Below are 26,685 nucleotides of genomic sequence, written 5' to 3'. Positions count from 1 at the left end.
GAGGACGCCGGCGTTACCTCACCTTGCCAGTTCCATCAGGAGTACGAGATGGCCATTGCCACCGCCGTCAACGAAGAAGCGCCCGCCACGAAATTCGCCAAGGATCAACTCCGCTCCATCATCGAGCGCATCGAACGGCTGGAGGAAGAGAAGAAGGCGATCTCCGACGACATCCGCGACGTCTATGCCGAGAGCAAGGGCAATGGCTACGACGTGAAGGCGCTGCGCACCATCGTGCGCCTGCGCAAGCAGGACCCCAACGAGCGCGCCGAGGCCGAAACGATCCTCGAGACGTACATGCAGGCGCTGGGAATGCTCTGACGGCCGGTACGGCCTTTCAATTGCGGCGTACCAAACCTAGGCAAAATCCGCTTCTCTGCTAAGCTGCTCGGTGAAGGGACCGAGTAATGGATGCGCCTGGACCAGAGCGCAGGCTCGCCGCGGTCCTCGCCGCTGACATGGTCGGCTATAGTCGTCTCATGGAGGCCGACGAGGCCGGCACGCTCGCGCGCCTCAAGACCCACCGGATCGAGCTCATCGATCCGGTTATCAGCCGCAATCGCGGACGCATCATCAAGACCACGGGCGACGGCCTGCTCGTCGAATTCCACAGCGTCGTCGACGCCGTGCTTTGCGCGGCCGAGGTTCAGCGCCGCATGGGTCGGCGTAATGCCGACGTTGCGGCTGGACGGTGGATACAGTTTCGCATCGGCATCAATCTGGGCGACGTGATCGTCGACCAGAACGACATTTTCGGCGATGGCGTCAACGTTGCAGCCCGGCTGGAGGCGCTGGCCGAACCTGGCGGCATCTGCATCTCGAGCGCGGTTCGCGACCAGCTCGGCCAGCGTCTCGATGGCATCGACTTCGACGATCTGGGCGAGCAGAACGTCAAGAACATCGCGCGACCCATCCGCGTCTTCCGCGTGCGGCTGAACCAGGAGATGGCGGGCGCGCTGGACGGGGCGACGGACACCGCGCCCGCGCCGGGCGTTTCGAAGAAGCCTTCGATCGCCGTGCTGCCCTTCGCCAACATGAGCGGCGATCCGGAGCAGGAGTTTTTTGCCGACGGCCTGACCGAAGACATCATCACCGAGCTGTCGCGCTTCCACGATCTGCTGGTCATCTCCCGCAACTCGACCTTCGTGTACAAGGGCAGGGCGGTGAAGGTGCTGGACGTCGCCCGCGAGTTCGGCGTCGACTATGTCGTCGAAGGCAGCGTGCGAAAGGCGGGAGGGCGCGTGCGCGTCACCGTGCAGCTGATCGACGCCGAGACCGACCGGCACATCTGGGCCGATCGCTATGACCGCGAGCTCGAGGACATCTTCGCGATCCAGGACGAGATGACCCGCGCGATCGCCGCGACGCTGCCCGGCCGCGTCGAGGCGGCGAGCCATGATCGCGCGAAACGCAAGCCGACCAACAATATGGCGGCCTACGAATGCGTGCTGGCCGCCAAGATCCTGCACCACCGCTCGAACCGCGACGACAATGCGCACGCGCAGTCTCTGCTCGACCGCGCGCTTTCGCTCGACGCGAACTACGCCCATGCGCACGCCTGGAAGGCATGCGTCCTCGGCCAGACCTGGGTCTACGGCTGGTGTGCGGATCGCGACCTGACCTTCCAGCACGTGTCGTCCGAGCTCGAGACCGCGCTGGCGCTCGACGACAATGACAGCGACGTCCATCGCATCCTCGCCGCGCTCAATCTGAACCGCGACGACCATGACAGGGCTGCCTACCATCAGGAACGGGCCCTCGCGCTCAACCCGAACTATGATCTCGTGGTGGTGCAGCAGGGCGAGCTGCTGACCTGGCTAGGCCGGCCGGAGGAAGGCATCGACTGGATCAAGAAGGCGATGCGGCTCAATCCCTATCACCCCGAACGCTTCTGGAGCCATCTCGGGCGAGCCTATTATTGTGCCGAGAAATATGCCGAAGCCGCCGAAGCTTTTTCACGGATCACGCGGCCCGACCATACCCATCATGCCTTCCTCGCCGCGATCTTCGCGCAGATGGGCAACGCGGTTGCGGCCGGCGCCCACGCGGCCGAGGTTCTCAAGCGCGAGCCGGCATTTTCGGTCGCCAATCATGTCATCAGCCAGCACTATAAGCGCGAGGTCGACCGTCAGCGCTACGAGACGGGCCTTCGCGGGGCCGGCCTGCCGGCCTGATTGCTGAGCTACCGGCGCGCTGCCGATGCAGCCGCTACCCGCAAATCCGCAAGATTTGTCGGAATGCTCCGTGCGATACTGTCGCAGGGCAGATCGAGATCGGGGCCGATGAATAGACCGCAAACGCAAGCAAGCTATGAGGCGCGCCTGACGCGTGTCGTCGACCACATCTATGCGCATCTGGACGATGACATTCGCCTCGACGACCTCGCCGAGATCGCGTGCATCTCGCGCTATCACTGGCATCGCATCTACGTGGCGATGCGCGGGGAGACGATCACTGCAACGATGCGTCGCCTGCGCCTGCTTCGGTCTGCGGACCGTCTCGCCAATTCGAGCGAGCCGATCAAGGCGATAGCGGAGCGGGCCGGGTATGGCGCCGTTGACGCCTTTGCGCGCGCGTTCAGAGACGCCTACGGCATGACGCCGGCCGACTACCGCGCCAATGGCAGCCACGCGGCGTTCAAGGCCGCGACGCGTGAGCAGGACGCCGAAGAGTTTCCCGTCGACATCGTGGCGCTGCCTCCGACGCGCTGTGCGGCCGCGCTACATGTTGGATCCTACATGCAGATCGACAAGGCGATGACACGCCTATTCTCGGAGCTGGGATCTCGCCGGTTGCTCAAGCCCGGCCAGGAGATGCGGGCAGCTTTCCTGGATGATCCCGATCTCGTTGCCGTCGATCAATTGCGCTCGAAGGCGTGTACGCCGGTTGCGGATGACGTGATTGTTCCGTCCTCTCTGGAAGCCATGACCTTGCGCGGTGGCGTGTACGCGCGGCTCTCCTATAGGGGGCCGTACGCCGACATGAAGGACGCTTATCGCTGGCTGCTCGGCGTTTGGTTGCCATCATCAGGCCATGAGAGCGACGATGCACCCATCTTCGAGACGTATCGCAACAATCCGATGGAGGTAGCGCCCAGCGATCTCCTCACCGCCATCCATCTGCCACTGAGCGATCGGCCGTGATGGTGCCCCCACTACCGCGCGAGGTGAGCCGCGCCTTCGAAGCCTTTCCACCGCCGATCCGCCGGCGTCTTCTCGACGTGCGCAAGCTCATCTTCGCGACCGCCAGGGCGCTCGACGACGTCGGTGCGCTGACCGAGACGTTGAAATGGGGCGAGCCGGCCTATCTCACCGAACATTCCGGAAGCGGAAGCACCATACGGCTCGGCCGCGTGAAAGAGTCCGATGATCACGCCGCTGTCCTGTTCAATTGCAAGACGACGCTGATCGAAGCGTTTCGCGAGCGTTTTCCGGATCAGTTCGAATATCGCCAGAACCGGGCATTGCTGCTGCCTGTTTCGGGCACGCTAGCGAAGCAGCCGCTCGCGGTCTGCCTGTCGCTGGCGCTCACATATCATCTCGATCGCCGCGGCCGGAGATAGTTCGCAGCCCGGATGGAGCGTTGCGTAATCCGGGAATCTTTCAGCGCGCAACAACTCCGGATTTCGCTGCGCTCGATCCGGGCTACGAAAGCAATGTCGCGGGAAGTGGTCAGCGCAGCGCGGCGGTGCGGACCACGAAGGACGTGGTTTCGAGCTTGGCGGTCGCCGAGCCCGAGAAGCTGTCGCAGGACATGCCCTGCATCGGATCGTCGGTGAAGCCCATCGCGACGACGGCCTGCGGCTTGATGAAGTAGGCGCGCATCGCGATCATGTCGATATCGCCCATCAGCGTCACCGACATCGCGCGGCTGGCGCTCGGGGCCAGCATCACGATCTTGAGCCACATGCTCTCGCCCTTGGCGGCCGAGAGTCGCGTCGAGGTCGCGATCATGCCCTGCTCGCCCTTGGTGACGACGGTGTTGATCTCGGTGGCGGGGGCGAGGTTGCGGGTCGCAGCAAGCGGACGGGCCGCGCGCGGGATCGGCGCGGAGGCGGCGACGACGTTGCCACGGTCGACCGGTGGGGCGGCGGCCGGCGCATAGGCCAGCGCCTGATAGGCCGATGAAGAAACGCTTGCGGTCGCCTGCGGATCGGTCGCCGAGGCCAGTGCCTGGCGCGCCCTGAGCGCCGCGACCTGGGCCGGCGTCGCCTGCTGCGGAGCCGCCGGCGCATCCCAGAAGCCGCGGGCGTTGATGATGTCGGCGGGCGTCTGCGGTTTCGCTTCGGTTGATTTGACCTCAGTCGATTTGTCGGCGGCGGGAGCAGGCTTCGGCTTGGGCGCCTGCACGACCTGCATGTCGGCCGCGGCGAGCTGGATCGCGGCCGGAAGTTGCGGCTTGGCGCGCGGCGTCGGCACCGGATCGGTGGGCTTCTCAGCGGTTTTGGCAGGCGCTGCCGCGGCCACCACGGTCGGCGCTACAGGCTTGGCACTGACGGCCGGTGCGCCCTCGTCATCCTCGTCGCTGGCGGGGGCCGATTTGCCCTTGAACAACGCTGCCAGGAAGCTCGGCTTGCCGATCGTCGCGGCGTCATCGCCATTGCCGCGCCGCTCGATGTCGGCCTTGGTGAGCTCATAGCCCTTGAGCGGCGTGCCATCGGTCGGCAGGTGTACGGTGCGTCCGTCCGGGAAGACACGGGCGAGCTGGTCATGCGTCATGCGCGGCCAGTGCCGGATGCTGCCGGTGTCCAGATGCACGAAAGGCGAACCGGAGGTCGGGTAGAAGCCGACCCCGCCGCGTTGCAGGCGGAGCCCTGCGAAGCGGATCTGCTCCAGCGGCACGCCCGGAATGTAGAAGTCCATTGCATGCCCCAGCATGTGCTGGCTGAAGCGCGCCACGCCTGAGGAGCGGCGGCGAAGCATGGCGTTGGTGGCGGGGGAGCGGTAGGAGGAGACGATCTGGATCGGCTGCCTGCCGTCGACGTCGCGATAGACCTCCCAGAGGATATCGAAGAGGTGGCGGTCCATCACGGTCTCGTCCTGGCTGCGCCAGTCTCGGAGATAGTGATTGAGCTGCTTCAGCGCGCCCTCGTCATAGCGCCCGTCGCGCTTGAAGGTGACGGTGAGGTCCTCGCCGGAATGGGTGTGGTGGAAGGAGAGGGTGCGGGTCTCGTTCAGCGCGGTCGCGTCGTGCACGTTGCCGGCGCCGGCAAGCAAAAGCAGCGAGGTCAGGCCGATCCGAGAACCGGCCATGACTCCCGCATGGGACAACGACACCGCAACGAATTGGCGTGCGAAACCAGTCAGCACGAATGAGCCCACCCAGTCGACGAGCGTTCAAATGGACTCTCTCCCGCCAACCCCGCTAGCGCGCGAAAGAGGATGAACGCTTTCTTAAAGCGAGAAGGTTAATTTGAGGTTTACCTTCCCGCCCCCAACCCAACGAGATCCCAAGAGGGATCCCAAGTCGAAAACCCAAGTCGAAACCCAAGTCAGGGTACAGACCTAACCGGTCGAGTGTGGCGAAAAAACGCCCCCCGCGGCGGGGCTGGTGGACAATGGTTAACGTTAAACGATCCCGTCGGACGACGGGATCGTTGATTTCATTGACGAATTTTCTTTTTGGCGCGAGCCCGGCCGGTAGGGATCAGCGGGTGAAAACGCGCTGCTGGCGCCGGCCGACCGGAGCCGGCGGCGGGGTCGGCGGTCCGAACAGCCGCTCGAAAAACGACGGTCCGGACGAGAAGCCGCCTCCGAAGCCGCTATTGGCGACCGCGACGCCAGAGGGCAGGGTCGTGGCAGGCCGCGAATAGCTCGGCTGCGAATGGGCGACGACGTTCTCGAGGTCCTTGCCACGGCTGTTCTTCAGGATGCTGATCATGGTCGCGTCGCGGCCATAGACGTCCCTGCGGAGTTGCAGCTTGCCACCGTCGTCCACGAACGCGGTCTGGTAGGTGATGTTGACCGGGATCGGGGTGGGGAATTTCAGATCGATCTCGCTGGAGCCGTACATGCTGCGGATCCGCTCCGGCGTGTAGTGCTCGTTCGGCATCGTGATGTTGAGCAGCACGGAGGCGTACTGATCCGGGTTCTGCACCCGCATGCAGCCATGGCTGAAGGCGCGCTCTTCCTTGGCGAACAGGTACTTGTCCGGCGTGTCGTGCTGATAGACCAGGAACTTGTTCGGGAAGTTGAAGCGGACGCGGCCGAGCGCGTTGGCTTCACCCGGCGGCTGCGAGATGTGCACGGAGCCGTCGCGGTTCTGCTCGAGGCGCAGGCCCATGCGCTGGAGCACGGTCGGGTCCTGCTGCAGCGCCGGCAGATATTCGTTGTAGACGATCGACGGCGGCACGTTCCAGGTCGGGTTGACCGTGATGTACTTCATCGTCTCGCTGAGCAGCGGGGTGGCGTGCGTCCCCGGCTTGCCCGTGACCACGCGCGTGGTCCAGACCTGCTGGCCGCGCTGCATGACCTTCAGCGTGTAGTCGGGAATGTTGAGGATGACATAGGCATCGCCGAGCGACGGCACGCCGAGATCGCGCGGCAGCCAGCGCCAGCGCTCCATGTTCACGAGCACGGTGTCGATCTGCCTGTCGCGCTTCGGGCTGTTCAGAGCCCTCACGGTCGGCGCGTCGAGGACGCCGGTCGCCTTCATTTCGACGCCGTCCTGGAATTTCCGCACGGCTTCCGCAACCGTCGCGTCATAGTGGTCGTCGTTGGCATTCTCGGTGATGCCGAGCTTGGCGCGGAGCTGCGGTACGCGCGGATCCTGGACGACGACTTCCGCCCGCTTCTTGCCGCGCGCCGGTGTGTACCTCAGCGCCGGGCCGTCGGTGATTTCGATCACCGGGCCTTCGCCCTGGCCGCGGAGCTGGGCGAGCTTCGCCTTGAGCTCCTTGTAGAGCTTCTGCGGCGGGTTGTAGCCGTCGAGTGCTATGGACGCATCAGACGCGGTCGTGACCTTGGTCAGCACCTCGCTCGGGTCGACCGGATGCTCGGGATAAAGGATGTCGGCGCTGACCTGCGACCAGTGCATGCGGCCGCTCTGCGCCTGGCGCGCATAGTCCAGCATGCTGGCGGTGAGCTTGAGCTCGGCCTCGGCGAGCGCATCGGGCGTCGTGGCTGCCGCGAAATCCGGCACCGGATAGTCGGCGGCGTTGAGCCCGTCGGACGCGGCATCCTTCAGCCGTGCGATCACGCCCTTAGCCGAAGCGCTGAGGCTGCCGCCTTGCGTCCAGACCGGCGCGAAGTCACGCGCGCCGTAAAACTTCTCGACGGCGGCGCGCTCGTTCTTGCGATCGAAATAACGCGAGCTCTTGGCGCCGAGCGCGTCCTTGATCTTGTCGGCAACCGGCTGATCGGCGGCGGGAACGTTGCTCGCGGCCTTCACCGGTTCGGCGGCCGGCTCTTTCGCGACATCCTTCGGCGGCTCGGCCGGTGCTGCAGCGGTCGCTGGCGCGGCCGGCGCGGTCGCAGCTTCGGTCTTTGCCGGTTCAGACTTGGAAGGTTCAGACTTGGAAGGTTCAGACTTGGAAGGTTCAGACTTGGAAGGTTCAATCTTGGAAGGCTCGGTCTTGGCGGGCTCGGTCTTCGCCGTCTCGTTCTTCGGCGCCTCGGTGGCAGGCGTCGTGGCGACGTCAGAAGGCTTGGTTCCGACCTTGTCGGGCGCCGGGGCAGCTTCCGCCTTCACGGGCTCCTTGCTGCTTGCGTCCCTGGCCGGCTCCTGCACGGTCGCGGTCGTGTCGAGCTTGATGTCGGCGGCGGTCGGAGGCGGGACGTTAGCCGGTTCTGGGCGCGGGATCGCGGCTTCGATCGCGAGCTCCGCGGCGCTGCTGCGCGGCTGGTCCTGGGCCAGCGCCGAAGTGGCCGACACCGTGAGGAAGGTCGCCGCGACCGTCATCAGCACGCGGTCAAAGCCTGCACGGTTGTTCAAACAGTCTCGCATCGTGACACACCCCTCGGGTGAACCGTCCCCATGGAACGGATTCACTGGACAGATTCGTTATCGTCTAACAGCTTCGGCCAATCGCGCCGGCTTCTCGAAAGTTGCACGCCTGCACGCAACGATTCTTACGCAGACGATATACAGGCCCCGTTTTTGCAGCCAGCGCCACCCGGGACAACTCACGACAAACTGACTTCAAGGAAGCCTCTTGGCAACGGATTGTGCGCTCCTGCCAAGCGCTTTTCCCTTTGTCTGTCACTTCCCGGTCACGGTTCAAATCGCCCGCAATGCGAAGGACTTGCGCCCCGTTTAGGCCATAAAGGGAACGTCGTTCCGCGAGTCCTGCTCAGTGCGTCTCCTCGCCGCTTTTGCCGCCAGATCCTTGGACGCCGGCTTCGTCGAGTTTGCGGTAGAGCGTAGAGCGGCCAATTTTGAGGCGGCGCGCGACCTCCGACATCTGCCCGCGGTAATGCGAGATCGCGAAGCGGATGATTTCGTTCTCCATCTCCTCCAGAGGCCGTACTTCCCCGGTGCTGGTCAGCATCGCGAGGGAGCCGGCGGCGGGCAGTGGGGCGATCGGTATTTCATTACCTGAAATCATGGTGGGCGCCATCGGCGCGACCGGCTCCAGCATCAGCGGCGCCATCGGAGCGTCGGTCATCTGTTGCGGGTGCGCGGCAAGCAGCGGGAAATCGTCGAGGCCAAGCCGGTCGCCTTCGCTCATGACCACCGCGCGATAGACCGCGTTCTCGAGCTGGCGGATGTTGCCGGGCCAGTCGAGCGTTGAGAGATGCGCCATCGCCTCGCCGCTGATGCCGGTGATCGAGCGGTTCTCCTCCGCGGCGAACCGCGCCAGGAAATGCCGCAGCAGATGCGGGATGTCCTCGCGCCGCGCGCGCAAATTCGGGATCGTCAGCGGCAGGACGTGAAGGCGGTAGAACAGGTCCTCGCGGAAGTGGCCCTGCTTCACCCGGTCCAGGAGCTTGCGATTGGTCGCGGAAATGATGCGGACGTCGACCTTCACCGGCTTGCGCCCGCCGACAGCCTCGACAGCGCCCTCCTGGAGTGCGCGGAGCAGCTTGACCTGCGCGGTCAGCGGCAGCTCGCTGACCTCGTCCAGAAACAGCGTGCCGCCATGGGCCTCGACGAACTTGCCGGCGTGCCGCTCGGTCGCGCCGGTGAAGGCGCCTTTCTCATGGCCGAACAGGATCGACTCGACGAGATTGTCGGGGATCGCGCCGCAATTGACCGCGACGAACGGCTTTGCCTTGCGCTCGCCGCTGCCGTGGATGGCGCGTGCGAACATCTCCTTGCCGACGCCGGAGTCACCTTCGATCAGCACGGGAATCGAAGAATTTGCCGCCTTCTGCGCGGTGCGCATCACATGCGCCATCGCGTCGCTGCGGGTGATGATGTCGGAGAACGTCAGCCGGCCCTCGCGGCTGTGCCGGATCCGCTGCAATTCGCCCTTGAGCGCGGACGCGTTGAGCGCGTTGCGCAAGGAGACCTGGAGGCGCTCCATGCCAACCGGCTTGACCACGAAGTCGGCCGCACCTGCGCGCATCGCCGAGATCACGTTGTCGATGCCGCCATGCGCGGTCTGGACGATGACGGGCACGCTGAGGCCAGCCTCTCGGATCTTTGCCAGGACGCCCATGCCGTCGAGGCCGGGCATCACGAGATCGAGGATGACTGCGTCGACGGCGGGAGCGTCGGGCGCGGTGAGGGCGGCGAGCGCGGCATCGCCGGAATCGACGATGATCGTTTCATAGCCGCATTTCTGCACCATGTTCTCGACCAGGCGGCGCGCGACGGCGTCGTCATCGGCAATCAAAATACTGGCAGCCATGGTGTTCCCCGCACGCTACAACTATCTGTCTCGAATCGGGGCACTCTGGCCGAAGCCGATTAACGTACTCTTAAACCTTGCTGACCCCATCCATTGCGATCGTTGAACACAGGTTTCCAACACGATGACTTCGCGCTCCAAATCCGCACTTAGCAAGTCCGCTCTTAGCACGTCTGCTCTCCGCAAGCCGAACACCAAGAAAGCCGCCGCCAAAGCAAAACCCTCCGGCAAAGCTGTGAGCAAAACCGGCAAGCTTCCGGAGTGGAACCTCGCCGACCTCTATTCCGGGATCACCGCGCCGGAAGTGGCGCGCGATCTCGAGAAGATGGATGCCGATTGCGTCGCGTTCGAGACCGACTACAAGGGCAAGCTCGCGACAGGGACAGCAAAGGAAGATGGCGGAAAATGGCTCGCGGAGGCCGTGCGGCGGTACGAGGCGATCGACGATCTCGCCGGCCGGCTCGGCTCCTATGCCGGGCTCGTCCACGCCGGCGACAGCGTTGATCCCAAGATTTCAAAGTTTTACGGCGATGTGTCAGAGCGACTGACGGTCGCCTCGACCCATCTTCTGTTCTTCGCGCTCGAGCTCAACCGCATCGATGACGATATCTTGACCCGTGCGATGCAGGCTTCCGAGCTCGCGCATTATCGCCCCTGGATCGAGGATTTGCGCAAGGAGAAGCCGTATCAGCTCGACGACAAGCTCGAGCAGCTCTTCCTGGAAAAGGCGCAGACCGGCTACTCGGCCTGGAACAGGCTGTTCGACCAAACCATCTCCGGCCTGCGCTTCAAGGTCGGGCCCAAGGAGCTCGCGATCGAGCCGACGCTGAATCTCTTGCAGGACCGCGACGGCGCCAAGCGCAAGACTGCGGCGGAAGCTTTGGCAAAAACCTTCAAGGCCAATGAGCGCACCTTCGCGCTGATCACCAACACGCTCGCCAAGGACAAGGACATCTCCGACCGCTGGCGCGGCTTCAAGGACGTCGCGGATTCCCGACATCTGAACAACCGCGTCGAGCGCGAGGTGGTGGATGCGCTGGTCGCCTCGGTGCGCGCGGCCTATCCAAGGCTGTCGCACCGCTACTACGCGCTGAAGGCGCGCTGGTTCAAGAAGAAGCGGCTCGCCTACTGGGATCGCAACGCCCCTCTGCCCTTTGCCGCGACCGATACCATCGCCTGGCCCGATGCGAGGAACATGGTGCTGACGGCCTATCGCGGCTTCTCGCCCAAGATGGCCGACATCGCCGAGCGCTTCTTCAGTGATCGCTGGATCGACGCGCCGGTTCGTCCCGGCAAGGCGCCGGGCGCCTTCTCGCATCCGACCACACCGTCGGCGCACCCTTACGTGCTGATGAATTATCAGGGCAAGCCGCGCGACGTGATGACGCTTGCGCACGAGCTCGGCCACGGCGTGCACCAGGTGCTGGCGGCCAGGAACGGCGCGTTGATGGCGCCGACACCGCTGACGCTGGCCGAGACCGCCAGCGTGTTCGGCGAGATGCTCACGTTCAAGCGGCTCCTTGCCCAGACCAAGAATGCAAAACAGCGCCAGGCGCTGCTCGCCGGCAAGGTCGAGGACATGATCAATACCGTGGTGCGGCAGATCGCGTTCTATTCCTTCGAGCGCGCCGTGCACAGCGAGCGCAAGAGCGGCGAGCTCACCGCGACGCGGCTAGGCGAGATCTGGCTCTCGGTGCAGGGCGAAAGTCTCGGTCCCGCGATCGAGATCAAGGCGGGGTATGAGAACTACTGGATGTACATCCCGCACTTCATCCATTCGCCGTTCTATGTCTACGCCTATGCATTCGGCGATTGCCTCGTGAACTCGCTCTATGCTGTCTACGAGAATGCCGCTGAGGGTTTCGCCGAGCGCTACCTCGATATGCTTGCTGCCGGCGGCACCAAGCACTACTCCGAGCTGTTGCGGCCCTTCGGGCTCGATGCCAAGGACCCGAAATTCTGGGACGGCGGTCTTAGGATGTGTATAAGAGACAGGTACCGCGCACGCCTCCCTTGTTGGTGGAATCGGTCTCGAACGACGTCATTGCCCTGCATTTCAGTGCATCTTGCAGCCTTCACACCCTTCTTCCAGCCGGTACGTTTCCAGGCCACCTTCGAGACGGGACCGGAGATCCTGCTACGTGGGATTGAACGTTCGCGAAAACTGGCAAGACTAATCTTGTGCGTACTGAGAATATATTTTTCAACTGCTGATTGTTGATGGATCGATTTCCGCCTGGGGGTGACACCCATGCTCGATCAAGGACCCGCCGCGCGAGCCGTAGAAGCCAGAAACGCCGCTGCCGTCGATGAGGAAACGCCGTGGTGCGAAAAGCACCACCAGATCGTCCGCGGCGAAATCGCAGCGATCAACACCCGCCGCGAGCCGGACCGGCGCATCGATCCAGATAGCTTAGAACCCTGCCAGTTGCTCGACGTCACCGGGCTCGCCTTGTCCGGCGGTGGCATTCGCTCCTCGGCCGTTTGCCTGGGCGTGCTGCAGGCGCTCAACCATCACAATCTGATCGGGCGGATCGACTATCTCTCCACGGTATCGGGCGGCGGCTATATGGGGACGTCGCTCAGCGCGACCATGACGGTCGCGCGTCGGTTCGTATTCGGCGAGAGGCCGGCGGGCGGAACTGTCACGGCAGCCGAGATCAGCGACACGCCCTCCGTCGGACATCTGCGGAACTATTCCAACTATCTGATCCCCGCCGGTGTGCGCGATCTCCTGACAGGAATTGCGATCGTCGTGCGCGGCCTGGTCGCCAATATCGGGCTGACGCTGCCGGTCGTGCTGCTGCTTGCCGCGATCACCATCTGGTCGACGCCGCTTCGGAGCTGCCTCACGGTCGCGAACATCTTCGGGATCGGCTTCAACGATCGCAAACTGTGCGAGCTGCACGATTTCAGCAGCATCGATCGTTACGGCTTCACCGCCTTCGGAGCTGCCGCCGCCTTGGTGCTGCTCGTCGGCAGCGTACTTGCCTATTTCAGCTCCCGCTCGGTCCGCGGCAGCGGCCCGAGCGTCGTGTGCGCCTATCTTGCCGGTCTCGCGTTGCTGCTCGGCGTCGCCTGCGATTTCGCGCGTTTTCTTCAGGTCCAGCATTTCGCGCTGACCCTGGCGACGGCCATCATCGGGGTTGTCCTGTTCTTCGGCTGGGCCCTCAAACAATCATTTGCAAGTCCGGGCAAGCGCCAGGAGTTCCGCTCGCATTGGCCGAGCGCCGGCGCGACCTTCCTCGTGCTGCTCGCAGTCCTCGCCTTCTTCGAATTTCAGCCCTTCATGCTGGGCCAGATGTTCGACGTTGCCGAGAGCAACGCGCTCGGCGGACCGGTCGGCGCCGTCGCCATCACCTGGATCAAGTCCCTCGCGGCGATCGCCGCGCCAATCGGCGTCTTCGTCACCGCATTCAGGCAGCAATTCGCAGAGGTGCTGAAGGGCAACAGCGTGTCCTCACAATGGGGCTCGCTCGTGCTCGCCATTGTAGCCAAGGCCGCCCTGTGGATCGCGGGTCTCGCGCTGCCGCTGATCATCTGGGTCGCCTACCTCTATCTGTCGTATTGGGGCATCGCCAACGACCTGTTCGAAAGGTGCCCGTCGGCTCTGGGCGCGGCGGCCCAAAGAGAGTGCCTCGCCAATGCCAAATCAAACGCGCCTGCGGGAAATCTGGCGGGCAAGATCCAGTTCGACGCCAGCACCGGCACCTTGTCCGCCGAGATCACGCCGAAAGCGATGCCGCCGGTCGTTCCGAATACGGAGAGGCTGACGCCGACCTGGCACGCCCCCGCATGGCTCGAATTCCTAGCCCAGAAAATTGGAGGCGTCGTTCAGAGAGAGTACCCGAATCTATTTCAGGGGGCGGCCTCCGAGCTCGGCTACTCATTTAGCCTTCCGATGGTCATCCTCTATACCCTTGCCGGCGTCGTGTTGTTCGTCATCTCGTTCTTTCTGACGCCGAATGCGAACTCGCTGCATCGGCTATATCGCGATCGCCTGAGCAAGGCCTTCCTGTTCGATCCGACTCGTTCGGCCGATGGCGACATCGGGCGCGTCGAGGCAAGCCTCGACCAGGGGCGCGATTTCAAGCCGCTCGATCGCATGAAGCTCAGCGATCTCTTTGCGGTTCGGACGGAGGACCCCGAAACGGCTGGGCAGGCTGCCGCTCCGAGCTTGCACGCGCCCTATCAACTCATCAATACGGCGCTGAACATCCAGGGCTCGGACTTTGCCAATCGGCGCGGCCGCAACGCGGACTTCTTCATGTTTTCCGCGCTGAATGTTGGCAGCGAGGCGACGGGCTATGCCCCGACCTGGGCGGTGCAGGATGACGAGCAGAGTCTCGATCTCGCCACTGCCATGGCGATCTCGGGCGCGGCGGCCTCCTCAAACATGGGCTCGAACTCGATCAGAGCGCTGACGCCGACGCTTGCGCTTCTCAACGTGCGTCTCGGGTATTGGCTGAAGAATCCGCGTTACGTCGATGAGCGCGTGCGGCCCCAGCGTCGCTCCACGCCGCTTTATTTCTGGTCGGAAATCTCCGGGCGTCTCTACGAGAACAGCGACAGCGTCTATCTCACCGATGGTGGCCACATCGAGAACCTAGGCGTCTACGAGCTGTTGCGTCGGCGCTGCAAGGTGATCATCGCGGTCGATGCGGAAGCCGATGCGCCGATGAACTTCGCCTCGCTGATGACGCTGCAGCGCTATGCGCGGATCGACCTCGGGATCCGGATTGATCTGCCCTGGACGCCGATCCGCGAACGCACCCGCGCACTGATGGCGCGCAATGCAGACAAGGCCGGTGACCCCTCATCGCCAGACGAGCACGACAATGCGCCGCGGGACCACGTTCACGTCGCGATCGGCACCATCGACTACGGCGGCCAGGAGAAGGGCCATCTCGTCTATATCAAGTCCTCGCTCACCGGCGACGAAAACGACTACATCCGGGATTACGCGCGACGAAACAATCGCTTCCCGCACGAGACCACCGGCGACCAGTTCTTCTCGGAAGAGCAGTTCGAGGTCTATCGCGCGCTTGGTTTCCACATGACGCACGGCTTCCTGGCCGGCGATCATCCCGTTGCGGTCGGCTCGGGCACTGCTCCGGACACGGCGAGATTCACCGATGGCGGCGAGGAGGCTGTCGACGCGGTGCGCCGTGCGCTCGGTCTGGCTGTGGTCGAAGCCGACGTCGAGCCGGAGACCGCGACGTTCATGATCGCCGTTTTGGACCAGGAGTAGGATGGTGTTGGGCGGCGAACGCTTCCCCGGTCCCGACAATCGGGTTTCCAAATGAGCCGATTTGCGGGAAAACTGCGCAGCTGTGCCGTTGCCCTGTCCGGCGGATTGCGGTAATGCCAGCCGGGAATTCGACTTTTCGACTGGGGACATCCATGGCCGACCATAGCGAAGTGGCGTACAGCACCGCCGATGGCAACGACTACGTTGCCCACGAGCAAACCTATGAGGGCTTCATCAAGCTGGTGAAGTACGGCACGGCCACGGTGGCGCTCATCGTCATCCTGATGGCGATCTTCCTGACCTGATCCATCGTCGGCTGCACCGCCAAGGGCGGCGGTTGCTCAGAAAATTTGCATCCAAGCCGGTTCTAAAACCGGTATCCAACGTTGCGGGAGTAACGCTAAATTCGCATGCGCGCTGTCCCGCGCCGCCGGAGGCCTCATGAAGATTGCCGTTGCCAAGGAAATCGATCCGTCCGAGCCGCGGGTCGCCGCTTCGCCGGATACGGTGAAGAAGTTCAAGGCTCTGGGCGCCGAGATCGCCGTTGAGCCCGGTGCCGGCGTCAAGTCGGGCCTGCTCGATTCCGACTACACCGCCGCCGGTGCTACCGTCAGCGCCGATGCGCTTGTCGATGCCGACATCATCATCAAGGTGAAGCGCCCCGAGGCGTCCGAGCTTGGCCAGTACAAGCGCGGTGCGCTCGTCATCGCGATCATGGATCCCTATGGCAACGAGGCTGCGCTGAAGACGATGGCCGATGCCGGCATCGCCGCCTTCGCCATGGAACTGATGCCGCGCATCACGCGCGCGCAGGTGATGGACGTGCTGTCGTCGCAGGCCAACCTCGCCGGCTACCGCGCCGTCATCGAGGGCGCCGAAGCCTTCGGCCGCGCCTTCCCGATGATGATGACCGCCGCCGGCACCGTGCCCGCCGCAAAAGTGTTCGTGATGGGCGTCGGCGTTGCCGGCCTCCAGGCGATCGCGACTGCGCGCCGCCTCGGCGCCATCGTGACCGCGACCGATGTGCGGCCGGCCACCAAGGAGCAGGTGGAGAGCCTTGGCGCCAAATTCCTCGCCGTCGAGGACGAGGAGTTCAAGAACGCGCAGACCGCCGGCGGTTACGCGAAGGAAATGTCCAAGGAATACCAGGCCAAGCAGGCCGCGCTCACCGCCGAGCACATCAAGAAGCAGGACATCGTGATCACGACCGCGCTGATCCCGGGCCGGCCGGCGCCAAAGCTCGTCTCGGCCGAGATGGTCAAGTCGATGAAGCCGGGCTCGGTGCTGGTCGACCTCGCCGTCGAGCGCGGCGGCAACGTCGAGGGCGCCAGGGCGGGCGAAGTCGCCGAGATCGATGGCATCAAGATCGTCGGCTACACCAACGTCGCCGGCCGCGTCGCCGCCTCGGCTTCCGGCCTCTATGCGCGCAACCTGTTCTCCTTCATCGAGACCATGATCGACAAGAAAGAGAAGAAGCTTGCCGTGAACTGGGACGACGAGCTCGTGAAGGCAACCGCGCTCACCAAGGACGGCGCCGTCATCCACCCGAACTTCCAGCCGAAAGCCTAGAGGAGAGAAGCCATGGAGCATGTCGCACAGGTCGTCGATCCCTTCATCTTCCGGCTGTCGATTTTCGTGCTGGCGGTGTTCGTCGGCTATTTCGTGGTGTGGTCGGTGACCCCGGCACTGCATACACCGCTGATGAGCGTCACCAACGCGATCTCCTCGGTGATCGTGGTCGGCGCGCTGCTCGCGGGCGGCGTTGCCAACGTGTCGAGCGGTTCGGGCTGGGCGCGCGGCTTCGGCTTCATCGCGCTGATCTTTGCCTGCATCAATATCTTCGGCGGCTTCCTTGTCACCCAGCGCATGCTGGCGATGTACAAGAAGAAGGCCAAGTAAGCGGCCACCTCGGGCTGATGGGACAGATGGGGACCTGAGATGAACGCCAATCTCTCTGCATTGTTGTATCTCGTGGCGGGGGTGCTGTTCATCCTGTCACTGCGCGGGCTGTCGAGCCCGGCCTCTTCGCGCCAGGGCAACCTGCTCGGCATGATCGGCATGGCGATCGCGGTCGCCACCACGCTTGCCAACCATCCGCCGGCCGACGGCCTTGCCTGGCTGCTCGTCATCGTCGGCATCGCCATCGGTGCTGCGATCGGCGCGGTGATCGCACGCCGTGTGCCGATGACCTCGATGCCGGAACTGGTCGCTGCCTTCCACTCGCTGGTCGGCATGGCCGCGGTGCTGGTCGCCGCCGGCGCATTCTATGCGCCTGAGGCCTTCGACATCGGCACCCCCGGCAACATCCACACGCAGAGCCTGGTCGAAATGTCGCTCGGCGTCGCCATCGGTGCGCTGACGTTCACCGGCTCGGTGATCGCATTCCTCAAGCTGTCGGCCCGCATGAGCGGCGCGCCGATCATCCTGCCGGCGCGGCATCTCATCAACATCGCGCTCGCGGTCGCGCTGGTCGCCTGCATCGTCGGGCTCGTGGTTACCGGCAGCCCGGTGTTCTTCTGGCTCAACGTCATCCTGGCGCTCGCCCTCGGCGTGCTCATGATCATCCCGATCGGCGGCGCCGACATGCCGGTCGTGATCTCGATGCTGAACTCCTATTCGGGATGGGCCGCGGCCGGCATCGGCTTCACGCTCGGCAATTCCGCGCTGATCATCACCGGCGCGCTGGTCGGCTCATCCGGCGCGATCCTGTCCTACATCATGTGCCACGCGATGAACCGGTCCTTCATCTCGGTCATCCTCGGCGGCTTCGGCGGCGAGACCGCGGCGGCCGGCGGGGGTACCGGCGAGCAGAAGCCGGCAAAGCTCGGCTCGGCCGACGATGCCGCCTTCATCATGAAGAACGCCTCCAAGGTCATCATCGTGCCCGGCTACGGCATGGCGGTGGCGCAGGCCCAGCACGCGCTGCGCGAGATGGCCGACATGCTGAAGAAGGAAGGCGTCGAGGTGAAGTACGCCATCCACCCGGTCGCGGGCCGCATGCCCGGCCACATGAACGTGCTGCTGGCCGAAGCCAATGTGCCCTATGACGAGGTGTTCGAGCTCGAGGACATCAACTCCGAATTCGCCCAGGCCGACATCGCCTTCGTGATCGGCGCCAACGACGTCACCAACCCGGCGGCCGAAGAGGACAAGACTTCGCCGATCTACGGCATGCCGGTGCTCCAGGTCTGGAAGGCCGGCACGGTGATGTTCATCAAGCGCTCGCTGGCTTCGGGCTACGCCGGCATCGACAACCCGCTGTTCTATCGCGACAACACCATGATGCTGCTCGGCGACGCCAAGAAGGTTACCGAGAACATCGTCAAGGCGATGTAGACGTCTGCCTCAGGCGAGGCGTTTTTCGGGTCTTCCCTCGATTTGTTGCTTCGTCGACAGGCAGCTCGGAAGACCCGGATTTAGCTCCACTAAGACCAATGGAGCTAACGTCTGAAATGATTGATGTTGCAAATCGCTCTGCGGCGCCGGCGGCGATGGCCGAGAGAAGCAGAATGAAGCCCGCTTTGTTGCCCTGAAACAAGGGCGTCAGAATGAGGCCGGATTTGACGGCGATCCCGACGACGACCCCGGAAATTGAGCCGGCAACAACTCTCGAAGCACCCTCAAAATAGTGAAGGGCTTTTCCGGATGATGCGTCGAACCGTAGCGTTCCGCCACGAGAGATAACTGAAAGTAGCGCACCTAGCGCACCCGCTCCGGCGCAGAGGATGAGCCAGAATGCAGCCTGCCCGACGCTCAGAATCACAGTGTTCCGAAAGAACCAAACGGCAAGCCCCGCTAGCAACAATGGCCCAGCGATAAGGCAGCACCCTGCGACATACCACATGCGCGAGAGCTCTCTGCTGCGTCCTTCAACAAAAACCCGCGCCGACGCGAGCATCCGAGCGGCATTGACGAAATCTTGGTCGAGGCAACACGCTATGGCTTCTCCAATGAACTGCTTGCACTGAAGCTTGGTGTGTTGGGGGAATTCATCTGAAACGGATATTTCGAGCGAGGATGCTTCGTTCAGGATTCGATTAAATTCAGCGACCTTCTCTGGAGCAACTTCCCCGTTCATTCGAAAGTCGATGTCGGAGTTCTCGTCTATGTAGACTACGTACTCGTCGGTCCAATAGATCATGGCTAGAATAGGCAATCCTAGCTTGTCCCACCGTCCGTATTCGGGATGCCGTTTCTGCACGGCTTTTGGATCGCTCCCGCGGTAGCTTACCTCCTTAAGCATTGACGTTCTCCCTCGGCCGGCAACTCTAGCGCGAGCCTACCCCTAGTCCACCCGTCTGCGCTATGTCCTTGGTCGCGGGCCCGGCCCGAATGGCGGTCCTGCAGCTGATCTAGCTAAGGTTTGCTCCGGATGTTGGCCGTTCTGAAGTGGCTCCTGGCAATCGCTGCGGTTGCTTATCTCGCCGGTCTCGTCCTGCTCTACGTGAAGCAGCGCGACATGCTGTTTCCGGCCCCGACCGTCGAACCTACCGCGCCTGCCGCCGCAGGCCTTCCCGAGGCGGAAGAGCATCTGCTCACCACGTCGGATGGCGAGAAGGTGATCGTCTGGCACGTGCCGGCAAAGCCCGGCCGTCCCGTGATCCTCTATTTTCACGGCAACGGGGATTATCTTGCCGGCCTTGTCGGTCGCTTCAGGGCCATGACGGCCGACGGCACCGGTCTCGTCGCGCTGTCCTATCGCGGCTATGCCGGCTCGAGTGGCGCGCCGAGCGAGCAGGGACTGCTGCGCGACGCCGCGACCGATTACGCCTTCGCAGCCTCGCGCTACGCGGCGGAGCGCATTGTCGCCTGGGGCTTCTCGCTCGGGACCGGCCTTGCGATCGCCATCGCATCCGACCACAAGATCGGCAAATTGGTCCTGGAGGCACCTTACACGTCGATGGCCGACGTCGCCGCCTCGCTCTACCCCTTGGTCCCGGTCCGCTTGTTGATGCGCGACCAGTTTCGCTCGGACGAGCGCATCGCCCGCGTCACTGCGCCGCTTCTGATCATGCATGGCACGGACGATCCGACCATCCCGATCGCGCTCGGCGAGCGGCTGTACGCACTCGCTCGCGAGCCCAAGCGCCTCGTGCGACTTCCCGGCGGCGGACACAACGATCTCGATGCCTTCGGGGCCATGGAGACCGCGCGACGATTCATCAATGGCAGCTGAGGGCTGACGCATGCGATCTTCTCGCGCATAATCGACCCCGGCTTGATTTGAGGAATTGTCTGCATGAGCGCACACGGACCGATGCCGCGGTCGTCATGGCTATTTCCCGCCCTGGCGGTGCTGCTGTTCCTGATCGTCACCGCGATGGGATACGGCTTCACCCTGTCCGTCGGCGGTTTCGTGTTTGCGATCGTCCTGCTGGTGATCCTGTTCGGAACGGTGTTCGCTGCCGTTCATCACTCCGAGGTGATTGCGGAGCGGATCGGCGAACCGTTCGGCACGTTGCTGCTCACGCTCGCGGTGACCATCATCGAGGTCGCGCTGATCACCACCATCATGCTCGGCGACAAGCCGGCGCCGGAGCTCGCGCGCGACACCGTGTTTGCCGTGGTGATGATCGTCTGCAATGGGCTCGTCGGCCTCTGCGTCTTCATCGGCGGCCTGCGCTACCGCGAGCAGGGTTTCCAGGTTTCAGGCTCCAACGTCTATCTCAGCACACTGATCGCGCTGGCGACCATCACGCTGATCATGCCCAACTATACGCTGACGACGCCGGGCCCGATCTATTCGACGCTCCAGCTCGGCTTCGTCGATCTCGTGACGATCGTGCTCTATGGCGTGTTTCTCTATACGCAGACCGTGCTGCACCGCGATTATTTCATCAATCAGGCTGATGACGGCAAGGGCGGCGAAAGCCATCTGTCAGGCACGATGCTGGTTCTCAGCATCGTCCTGCTCCTGGTCTCGCTCCTCGCCGTCGTTCTGCTTGCCAAGAAGTTCTCACTGGTGGTCGACGCCGTTGCCGTCATGATTGGTGCCCCACCGGCCTTTGCCGGTCTCCTGGTTGCGCTCCTGATCCTGATGCCGGAGGGAGTCTCGGCGATCGCCGCCGCGCGCAAGAACGATCTCCAGAAGAGCATCAACCTGGCCCTCGGCTCCTCACTGGCTACCATCGGGCTCACGATTCCAGCCGTCGGACTCGCCACCTATGCGCTCGATCAGCCGCTGGTTCTCGGCCTGAACCCCCAGAACACGGCGCTGATGTTCCTGACATTTCTGCTGAGCATGCTGACCTTCGGCACCGGCAGGACCAACGTCCTGTTCGGGCTGGTCCATATGGTGGTATTTGCCGTCTACGTGTTCATGGTCTTTGTGCCGTAAGCATGATCCGGAAAAGTGCGAAGCGGTTTTCCGAAAAGATCATGCGCAAACAACAACCTAAAGCGCGATGACGATTCATCGCGCTTTACGAGGGGAATGGAAATGCTTGCCGCCAGCTCCGAGGTTCAGGTCGACAATGACGAGGTCCGGGTCACCGAGTGGCGGCTGCCGCCCGGCGGCGCCACCGGCCATCACATTCACGGGATGGACTATGTGATCGTTCCCGTCAGGGACGGCGAGATGACCATCGTGGCCCCCGATGGCGAGCGCTCCAGGGCGCAGCTTGCGGCGGGCAAGTCCTACTTCCGCAAGGCAGGTGTCGCGCACGACGTGCTTAACGAAACTGCAACGGAGATCGTGTTCCTTGAGATAGAGTTGAAACCGTAAAAGCGGTGTGCCAATTGCCACCGATCCGTCGCAGTTGACCCCCTTACTATTGCCTCAAAGTTCCCGCATCAGACCGTGTGGGGAGTGGCCGGAATGCTGAAATACCTGACTAAAATCTCCATGGATATCTTCCCCTCGGTGCTCGCGACGATCATCGGGGCGTACATCGTCAATCACTACATCAACGCCCGGCCGGCCCCCGACACTCCCGCCGCCGCAATCGCTCCTGCCCAGACCAAGAAGGATGCCAAGCCTGCCGAGGTCGCGAATCTCCCCGCGCCCGGAGTGAAGGCCAAGGGTATCTCCGAGAAGGGCATCTCCGAGAAGGGCGTCTCCGAAAAGGGCGTTTCCGAGAAGACCGTGACGGACAAGCCGGCGGCCGAGAAGTCGGCTGACAACAAGGCCGCTGATCAGCCGGCCGAGAACAAGCCCGCCGAGACTTCATCCGCCGAGACCGCCGCCACTCCCGCTACGCCGCGGGGCCGGCCGACGGCTTCCCGCGACAGCAAGGCCATGGCCAAGGCGACGCCTGCTCCGGCCGTCAGTGCCCCGGTCGTCACCGCGCCGGCCTCCGAGACGACTCAGGCTCCGGCATCGAATGCCGCGACTCCTGACGCCAATGATCTCGCCCGCGCGGCGATCGAGCGGCTGCGCAAATCGCCCGAGGCCTCCACTCAGGAGACGGCCCATGCAGGCGAAGCGCCGCGGGTTCAGGAGGCGCCACGGCTCGTGACGGCGGCCCCATCTTCCGTGCGGCCGCTGCCGCCGCCAATCACGGTATCGACGCCGGGCCCGGAGGCTTATGGTTCCCCGACGACGTCGAACCCGTCTTACACCGCGTCCGTTGGCACCGATGATGCGAATCGGCTGACACCGCCGGCCGACATCCCGGTCCCGGTGGTGATCGCGCCGCCGCTCGATCTGCGGGCCGATGCGACCGGTCCCATGCCGAAGGCAAAGCCCAACGTTGCCGACGAGATGCTGTCGGGCGTCAAGTCGATGTTCCACGCGGTCCTGCCGAAGGGCGTCACCCCAGACTGATCTGGCGCGCTGCGCCTCCGATCCCGTTCTCAGCCGCCGACGCGGGCCAGCCCGCTCCGGGCGGCATCGTCACGCGGACGTAGCGCGACGGCCTTGGTGTAGGACGCCGCGGCCTTGGCCTTGTCGCCGAGGCGCTCATAGGCGAGCCCCCGCGTGGCCCAGACTTGCGCATTGTGCGGATCGGCCTCGGAAGCCTCGTCGAGGTCGGCTGCGGCTTCCTTGACCTTACCGACTGCGAGATAGCTGATGGCGCGGCCGAGCAGCGGCTCCGGCTTCTGCGGATTGAGCCCGCTCGCTGCGCTGAAATCTGCGATCGCGAACTCGTGCTCGTTGCTCGCCTGATAGATCAGGGCGCGGCCGTAGAGCGCCTGCGCATTGTAGGGATCGAGCGCAACGGCGCGGTTGAACTCCTCGAGCGCTGCCGCCGTCTCTCCTGATTTCGCGAGCGCCTGGCCCTTTGCCGTATGGCTCTGGGCCTCGGTGACAGTGCCGGCGCTGACCGCGCTCTCGGCGGGCGCAGCAGCAGGCGCGGTAGCAGATTTGGGCGCGTCCTGCTGCGGCTTCTCCTTCTCCGGCATCAGCGATCCCAGGTCGAACGAGCAGCCGGACAGTGCAACCGCGATCAGTGTGAGTGTGACGGAGCGCCGCCAGGGCAGGCATGACCGTGCCGGGCTGTGCTCGGGGAAAGGGGAGGCCATCTACGGGTTCGCTCGCGCTGGTGCCGCATCGGTAGTGCCCCGTCCCAGAAAAGGCACCGCTCACAAACAATAACGCGGGCCCTGGGCCCGCGTCATCGAAAACTCAATCTTGCAAGATCGGCAAAATCAGCGCGGTCCGCGCGGACCTGCGCCCGGGCCGCCACGGCCGCCAGCGCCACGCTCGCCACCGGGACCAGCGCCGAACACCGGCTTCGGCTTCATCGGCAGCAGGCCTTCACGCTGCAGCTTCTTGCGGGCCAGCTTGCGCGCGCGGCGCACGGCTTCGGCCTTTTCACGGGCCTTCTTCTCGGAGGGCTTTTCGTAGTGACCGCGGAGCTTCATCTCGCGGAAAATTCCCTCGCGCTGCATCTTCTTCTTCAGCGCCTTGAGGGCTTGATCGACATTGTTATCGCGAACGAGAACCTGCACGCGGCATCCTCTTCAGTGGATCGGATTTGAATTCTGGTAAGTCAAAGGGGATGGCAGAAAGCACAAGCCCTTAACCTTGAGCGCGCGGATGTATCAGACAAAACCCGCGATGTCCATCGTCCAAGCGGGCATTTGGGCCAAGATAAGCCATTAAATGGGGCAAAAATGCCCCCGTGCGGCCGCGATTGGGGTGATTTGGCGCCAATGGCGGGGCCGTTCCCGGACCTTTGATCCGGAAGTCTTGGAAATCACGGGGAGTCCCTCATGGATATGAAGAAATATGCCGCCGAGGCCATCGGCACCTTTTGGCTCACATTCGCGGGGTGCGGGAGCGCGGTGATCGCAGCCGGCTTCCCGCAGGTCGGTATCGGCCTGGTCGGCGTGTCCCTGGCGTTCGGCCTCAGCGTCGTCACCATGGCCTACGCCATCGGCCACATCTCGGGCTGCCATCTCAACCCCGCCGTTACGGTCGGTCTTGCCGCGGGCGGCCGGTTCCCGACCGGACAGATCCTGCCCTACATCGTCGCGCAGGTCATCGGCGCGATCGTCGCGGCCACGCTGCTCTACGTGATCGCCAGCGGCGCCCCGGGCTTCGACGTCACCAAGGGCTTTGCGTCGAACGGCTATGGTGCGCATTCGCCCGGCCAGTACGGCATGGTGGTGTGCTTCATCACCGAGGTGGTGATGACCATGATGTTCCTGTTCGTCATCATGGGCGCCACGCACGGGAGGGCGCCTGCGGGTTTTGCGCCGCTCGCGATCGGGCTCACGCTGGTGATGATCCATCTCGTCAGCATTCCCGTCACCAACACGTCGGTGAACCCGGCGCGCAGCACCGGGCCTGCCTTGTTCGTCGGCGGCTGGGCGCTGGCGCAACTGTGGATGTTCTGGGTCGCACCGCTGATCGGCGGCGCGCTCGGCGGCGTGATCTATCGCTGGCTCAGCGAAGAGCCGGCCGGCGTCGTCGCCGGCGTGAAGACCGCGTGATCCCTCGCGACAAACGCCGAACGCGTTTGCGTGGAGATCATGCTTGAACAACAACCTAAAGCGCGATGACGATTCATCCCAATCTCATCGCGCTTTAGGGGGATCGCGAAGCGCCGCGGTCCCCTCACTTGTCGCGGGCCGGAAGCACTTCGGTGACGTGGCCCATCTTGCGGCCCGGCTTGGGCGTGCCCTTGCCGTAGATGTGCACGGTGGCTCCGGGGACCGTGAGCCAGTCCGTGTAGCGGTTGATCTCATCGCCGATCAGGTTGGTCATGGTGACGACCTCGCCGTGCCGCACGGGCTTGCCGAGCGGCCAGCCGGCGATGGCACGGATATGCTGCTCGAACTGCGAGACGGACGCGCCGTCGAGCGTCCAGTGCCCAGAATTATGCACGCGCGGCGCGATCTCGTTCACCAGCACCTTTGGCCCCGTGCCGTTGGCGAGCACGAACATCTCGACCGCCAGCACGCCGACATAGTCGAGCGCGTCGGCGATCTTGCCGGCGATGCTGCGCGCCTCTTCGGCAAGCGCGTCCGGAATCGCGGCCGGTGCGCGCGAGATCTTGAGAATGTGATCGCGGTGCTCGTTCTCGGTGACGTCGAAACATTCGACCTGGCCTTCGGCCGAGCGCGCGGCGATCACGGAAATCTCGCGCTCGAACGGCACGAAAGCCTCCAGGATCGCCGACTTGGTGCCGAGGTTGGTCCACACTTTCGCGATGTCATCGCCCTCGCGGATGATCGCCTGGCCCTTGCCGTCATAGCCGAAGCGGCGCGTCTTCAGCACGGCCGGAAGCCCGATCCTGACGATTGCCTCGCGCAACGATGCGACCGAGGTGACATCGGCATAGGCGGCGGTGCCGATCCCGAGCCGGGTGATGAAATCCTTCTCGGCGAGTCGGTCCTGGGTGGTCTCGAGGATCTTGCGGTTGGGCAGCACGGGGCGGCGCGCATCCAGCACCAGCGCGGCTGCGGCCGGCACGTTCTCGAACTCGTAGGTGATGACGTCGACGTCGTTCGCGAACAGCTCGAGCGCCTCGACGTCGGCATATTCGGCGCAGGTCGCGTTCAGCACGACGTCGAAGGCCGGCGAGTCCGGATCGGGCGAGAACACCTGGGAGCGCAGGCCGAGCCGCGCCGCGGCCATCGCAAGCATCCGTCCCAATTGTCCGCCGCCGAGGATTCCGATGGTGTCGCCGGGCTTCAGCTTTACCCGTTTGGTGCCAGTCACGCCTTGTCCTCCGGGCGCTCGGCCACGGCGTCGGTCTGTGCCTTGCGCCAGGCCACGAGGCGTTTCGACAGCGCGGGATCGGACAGGGCCAGGACGGCCGCCGCGAGGAGCGCCGCGTTGATCGCGCCCGCCTTGCCGATGGCGAGCGTCCCGACCGGGATGCCGGCGGGCATCTGGACGATCGAGTGAAGCGAATCGATGCCCCGCAGCGCCTTGGATTCGACGGGGACGCCGAACACCGGCAGTTCCGTCAGCGACGCCGTCATGCCGGGCAGATGCGCGGCGCCGCCGGCACCGGCAATAATGACCTTGAAGCCTTCGGCCTTGGCGCCCTTGGCAAAGGTAAACAACCGTTCCGGAGTGCGGTGGGCCGAGACGATGCGGCTTTCGCAGGCGACGCCGAGCGCTGTGAGCGTATCGGCGGCATGCCGCATGGTGTCCCAATCCGACTGGCTTCCCATGATGATGGCGATCGGCGCGGTCATGACGTCAATTGTGCTCGGGAATGCAGAAACATAGGCCAGACTAACG

Annotated in this window: 22 protein-coding genes and 2 pseudogenes; 16 read left to right on the top strand and 8 right to left on the bottom strand. The window is 64.0% G+C overall.

Going from position 1 to position 26,685, the window contains the following annotated elements:
- Positions 1-48: 48 nt before the first annotated feature.
- From SO140_RS07140 to SO140_RS07125, 4 genes are all read left to right on the top strand, one after another.
- On the top strand, positions 49-321 hold the full coding sequence (locus SO140_RS07140; protein ID WP_254099882.1) for a DUF2312 domain-containing protein: 273 nt from the start codon (positions 49-51) through the stop codon (positions 319-321).
- A gap of 86 nt (positions 322-407) precedes the next feature.
- A complete protein-coding gene (locus tag SO140_RS07135) occupies positions 408-2,174 on the top strand; it encodes an adenylate/guanylate cyclase domain-containing protein (RefSeq protein WP_474800844.1) in 1,767 nt (588 codons plus the stop codon).
- Positions 2,175-2,282: 108 nt separating this feature from the next.
- On the top strand, positions 2,283-3,143 hold the full coding sequence (locus SO140_RS07130) for an AraC family transcriptional regulator (protein ID WP_449376868.1): 861 nt from the start codon (positions 2,283-2,285) through the stop codon (positions 3,141-3,143).
- Positions 3,143-3,562, top strand: a complete 420-nt coding sequence (locus tag SO140_RS07125) for a DUF1801 domain-containing protein (protein WP_449376867.1) — start codon at positions 3,143-3,145, stop codon at positions 3,560-3,562. Before SO140_RS07130 ends, SO140_RS07125 begins: the two co-directional genes overlap by 1 nt.
- 109 nt (positions 3,563-3,671) lie before the next feature.
- Here SO140_RS07125 and SO140_RS07120 read toward each other — a convergent pair whose 3' ends face one another.
- Positions 3,672-5,321, bottom strand: coding sequence for a peptidoglycan L,D-endopeptidase MepK (locus tag SO140_RS07120; protein ID WP_498542395.1), 1,650 nt, complete (start codon positions 5,319-5,321; stop codon positions 3,672-3,674).
- A 325-nt stretch (positions 5,322-5,646) separates the two neighbouring features.
- Positions 5,647-7,476 (bottom strand): annotated as a pseudogene (locus SO140_RS07115) (L,D-transpeptidase family protein); the annotation flags it as partial.
- On the opposite strand from SO140_RS07115, the gene SO140_RS07110 reads away from it, so the two are divergent.
- Complete coding sequence (locus SO140_RS07110; RefSeq protein ID WP_498542400.1) at positions 7,373-8,137, top strand: pentapeptide repeat-containing protein; 765 nt, start codon at positions 7,373-7,375, stop codon at positions 8,135-8,137. The pseudogene SO140_RS07115 and the gene SO140_RS07110 sit on opposite strands and share 104 nt — an antisense overlap.
- Positions 8,138-8,290: 153 nt before the next feature.
- On the opposite strand, the gene SO140_RS07105 is transcribed toward SO140_RS07110, so the two are convergent.
- On the bottom strand, positions 8,291-9,793 hold the full coding sequence (locus SO140_RS07105; protein ID WP_449376863.1) for a sigma-54-dependent transcriptional regulator: 1,503 nt from the start codon (positions 9,791-9,793) through the stop codon (positions 8,291-8,293).
- Between the two features lie 124 nt (positions 9,794-9,917).
- Here SO140_RS07105 and SO140_RS07100 point away from each other — a divergent pair.
- From SO140_RS07100 to SO140_RS07075, 6 genes and pseudogenes are all read left to right on the top strand, one after another.
- Positions 9,918-11,768: pseudogene (locus SO140_RS07100) on the top strand (M3 family oligoendopeptidase); the annotation flags it as partial.
- A 276-nt stretch (positions 11,769-12,044) separates the two neighbouring features.
- The gene (locus tag SO140_RS07095) at positions 12,045-15,044 is read left to right on the top strand and encodes a patatin-like phospholipase domain-containing protein (RefSeq protein WP_449376861.1); all 3,000 of its coding nucleotides are present in this window, start codon (positions 12,045-12,047) and stop codon (positions 15,042-15,044) included.
- A 152-nt stretch (positions 15,045-15,196) separates the two neighbouring features.
- A complete protein-coding gene (locus SO140_RS07090; RefSeq protein WP_449376860.1) occupies positions 15,197-15,349 on the top strand; it encodes an aa3-type cytochrome c oxidase subunit IV in 153 nt (50 codons plus the stop codon).
- 136 nt (positions 15,350-15,485) lie between these two features.
- On the top strand, positions 15,486-16,613 hold the full coding sequence (locus SO140_RS07085) for a Re/Si-specific NAD(P)(+) transhydrogenase subunit alpha (RefSeq protein ID WP_449376859.1): 1,128 nt from the start codon (positions 15,486-15,488) through the stop codon (positions 16,611-16,613).
- Positions 16,614-16,625: 12 nt separating this feature from the next.
- On the top strand, positions 16,626-16,943 hold the full coding sequence (locus SO140_RS07080) for a proton-translocating transhydrogenase family protein (RefSeq protein ID WP_254099863.1): 318 nt from the start codon (positions 16,626-16,628) through the stop codon (positions 16,941-16,943).
- A 39-nt stretch (positions 16,944-16,982) separates the two neighbouring features.
- The gene (locus SO140_RS07075) at positions 16,983-18,380 is read left to right on the top strand and encodes an NAD(P)(+) transhydrogenase (Re/Si-specific) subunit beta (protein WP_449376858.1); all 1,398 of its coding nucleotides are present in this window, start codon (positions 16,983-16,985) and stop codon (positions 18,378-18,380) included.
- Here SO140_RS07075 and SO140_RS07070 read toward each other — a convergent pair.
- On the bottom strand, positions 18,367-19,287 hold the full coding sequence (locus SO140_RS07070) for a hypothetical protein (RefSeq protein WP_474800852.1): 921 nt from the start codon (positions 19,285-19,287) through the stop codon (positions 18,367-18,369). The genes SO140_RS07075 and SO140_RS07070 overlap by 14 nt on opposite strands.
- A 129-nt stretch (positions 19,288-19,416) precedes the next feature.
- Between SO140_RS07070 and SO140_RS07065 the strand changes: the two genes are divergently transcribed.
- The 4 genes from SO140_RS07065 (at position 19,417) to SO140_RS07050 (ending at position 22,809) form a co-directional block, all read left to right on the top strand.
- The gene (locus tag SO140_RS07065; protein ID WP_474800854.1) at positions 19,417-20,220 is read left to right on the top strand and encodes an alpha/beta hydrolase; all 804 of its coding nucleotides are present in this window, start codon (positions 19,417-19,419) and stop codon (positions 20,218-20,220) included.
- Between the two features lie 63 nt (positions 20,221-20,283).
- Positions 20,284-21,381: a calcium:cation antiporter gene (locus tag SO140_RS07060; protein WP_449376855.1), complete on the top strand. Its 1,098-nt coding sequence runs from the start codon at positions 20,284-20,286 to the stop codon at positions 21,379-21,381.
- Between the two features lie 102 nt (positions 21,382-21,483).
- Complete coding sequence (locus SO140_RS07055; protein WP_449377018.1) at positions 21,484-21,768, top strand: cupin domain-containing protein; 285 nt, start codon at positions 21,484-21,486, stop codon at positions 21,766-21,768.
- 93 nt (positions 21,769-21,861) lie between these two features.
- On the top strand, positions 21,862-22,809 hold the full coding sequence (locus tag SO140_RS07050; RefSeq protein WP_449376854.1) for a hypothetical protein: 948 nt from the start codon (positions 21,862-21,864) through the stop codon (positions 22,807-22,809).
- Positions 22,810-22,838: 29 nt separating this feature from the next.
- On the opposite strand, the gene SO140_RS07045 is transcribed toward SO140_RS07050, so the two are convergent.
- Complete coding sequence (locus SO140_RS07045; protein ID WP_449376853.1) at positions 22,839-23,507, bottom strand: tetratricopeptide repeat protein; 669 nt, start codon at positions 23,505-23,507, stop codon at positions 22,839-22,841.
- 126 nt (positions 23,508-23,633) lie between these two features.
- Complete coding sequence (gene rpsU, locus SO140_RS07040; protein ID WP_027525171.1) at positions 23,634-23,936, bottom strand: 30S ribosomal protein S21; 303 nt, start codon at positions 23,934-23,936, stop codon at positions 23,634-23,636.
- Positions 23,937-24,200: 264 nt separating this feature from the next.
- Between rpsU and aqpZ the strand changes: the two genes are divergently transcribed.
- Complete coding sequence (gene aqpZ, locus SO140_RS07035; RefSeq protein ID WP_449376852.1) at positions 24,201-24,923, top strand: aquaporin Z; 723 nt, start codon at positions 24,201-24,203, stop codon at positions 24,921-24,923.
- Between the two features lie 124 nt (positions 24,924-25,047).
- On the opposite strand, the gene SO140_RS07030 is transcribed toward aqpZ, so the two are convergent.
- Positions 25,048-26,154 (bottom strand): 5-(carboxyamino)imidazole ribonucleotide synthase, encoded by a 1,107-nt coding sequence (locus SO140_RS07030; RefSeq protein WP_449376851.1) that lies wholly within the window; start codon positions 26,152-26,154, stop codon positions 25,048-25,050.
- Positions 26,151-26,639: a 5-(carboxyamino)imidazole ribonucleotide mutase gene (gene purE / locus SO140_RS07025; RefSeq protein ID WP_449376850.1), complete on the bottom strand. Its 489-nt coding sequence runs from the start codon at positions 26,637-26,639 to the stop codon at positions 26,151-26,153. The genes SO140_RS07030 and purE overlap by 4 nt, the downstream gene beginning before the upstream one ends.
- Positions 26,640-26,685: the final 46 nt, after the last annotated feature.

The sequence above is a fragment of the Bradyrhizobium sp. UFLA05-108 genome (assembly GCF_059803455.1).
This window is presented reverse-complemented; position numbering and strand designations above follow the sequence as displayed.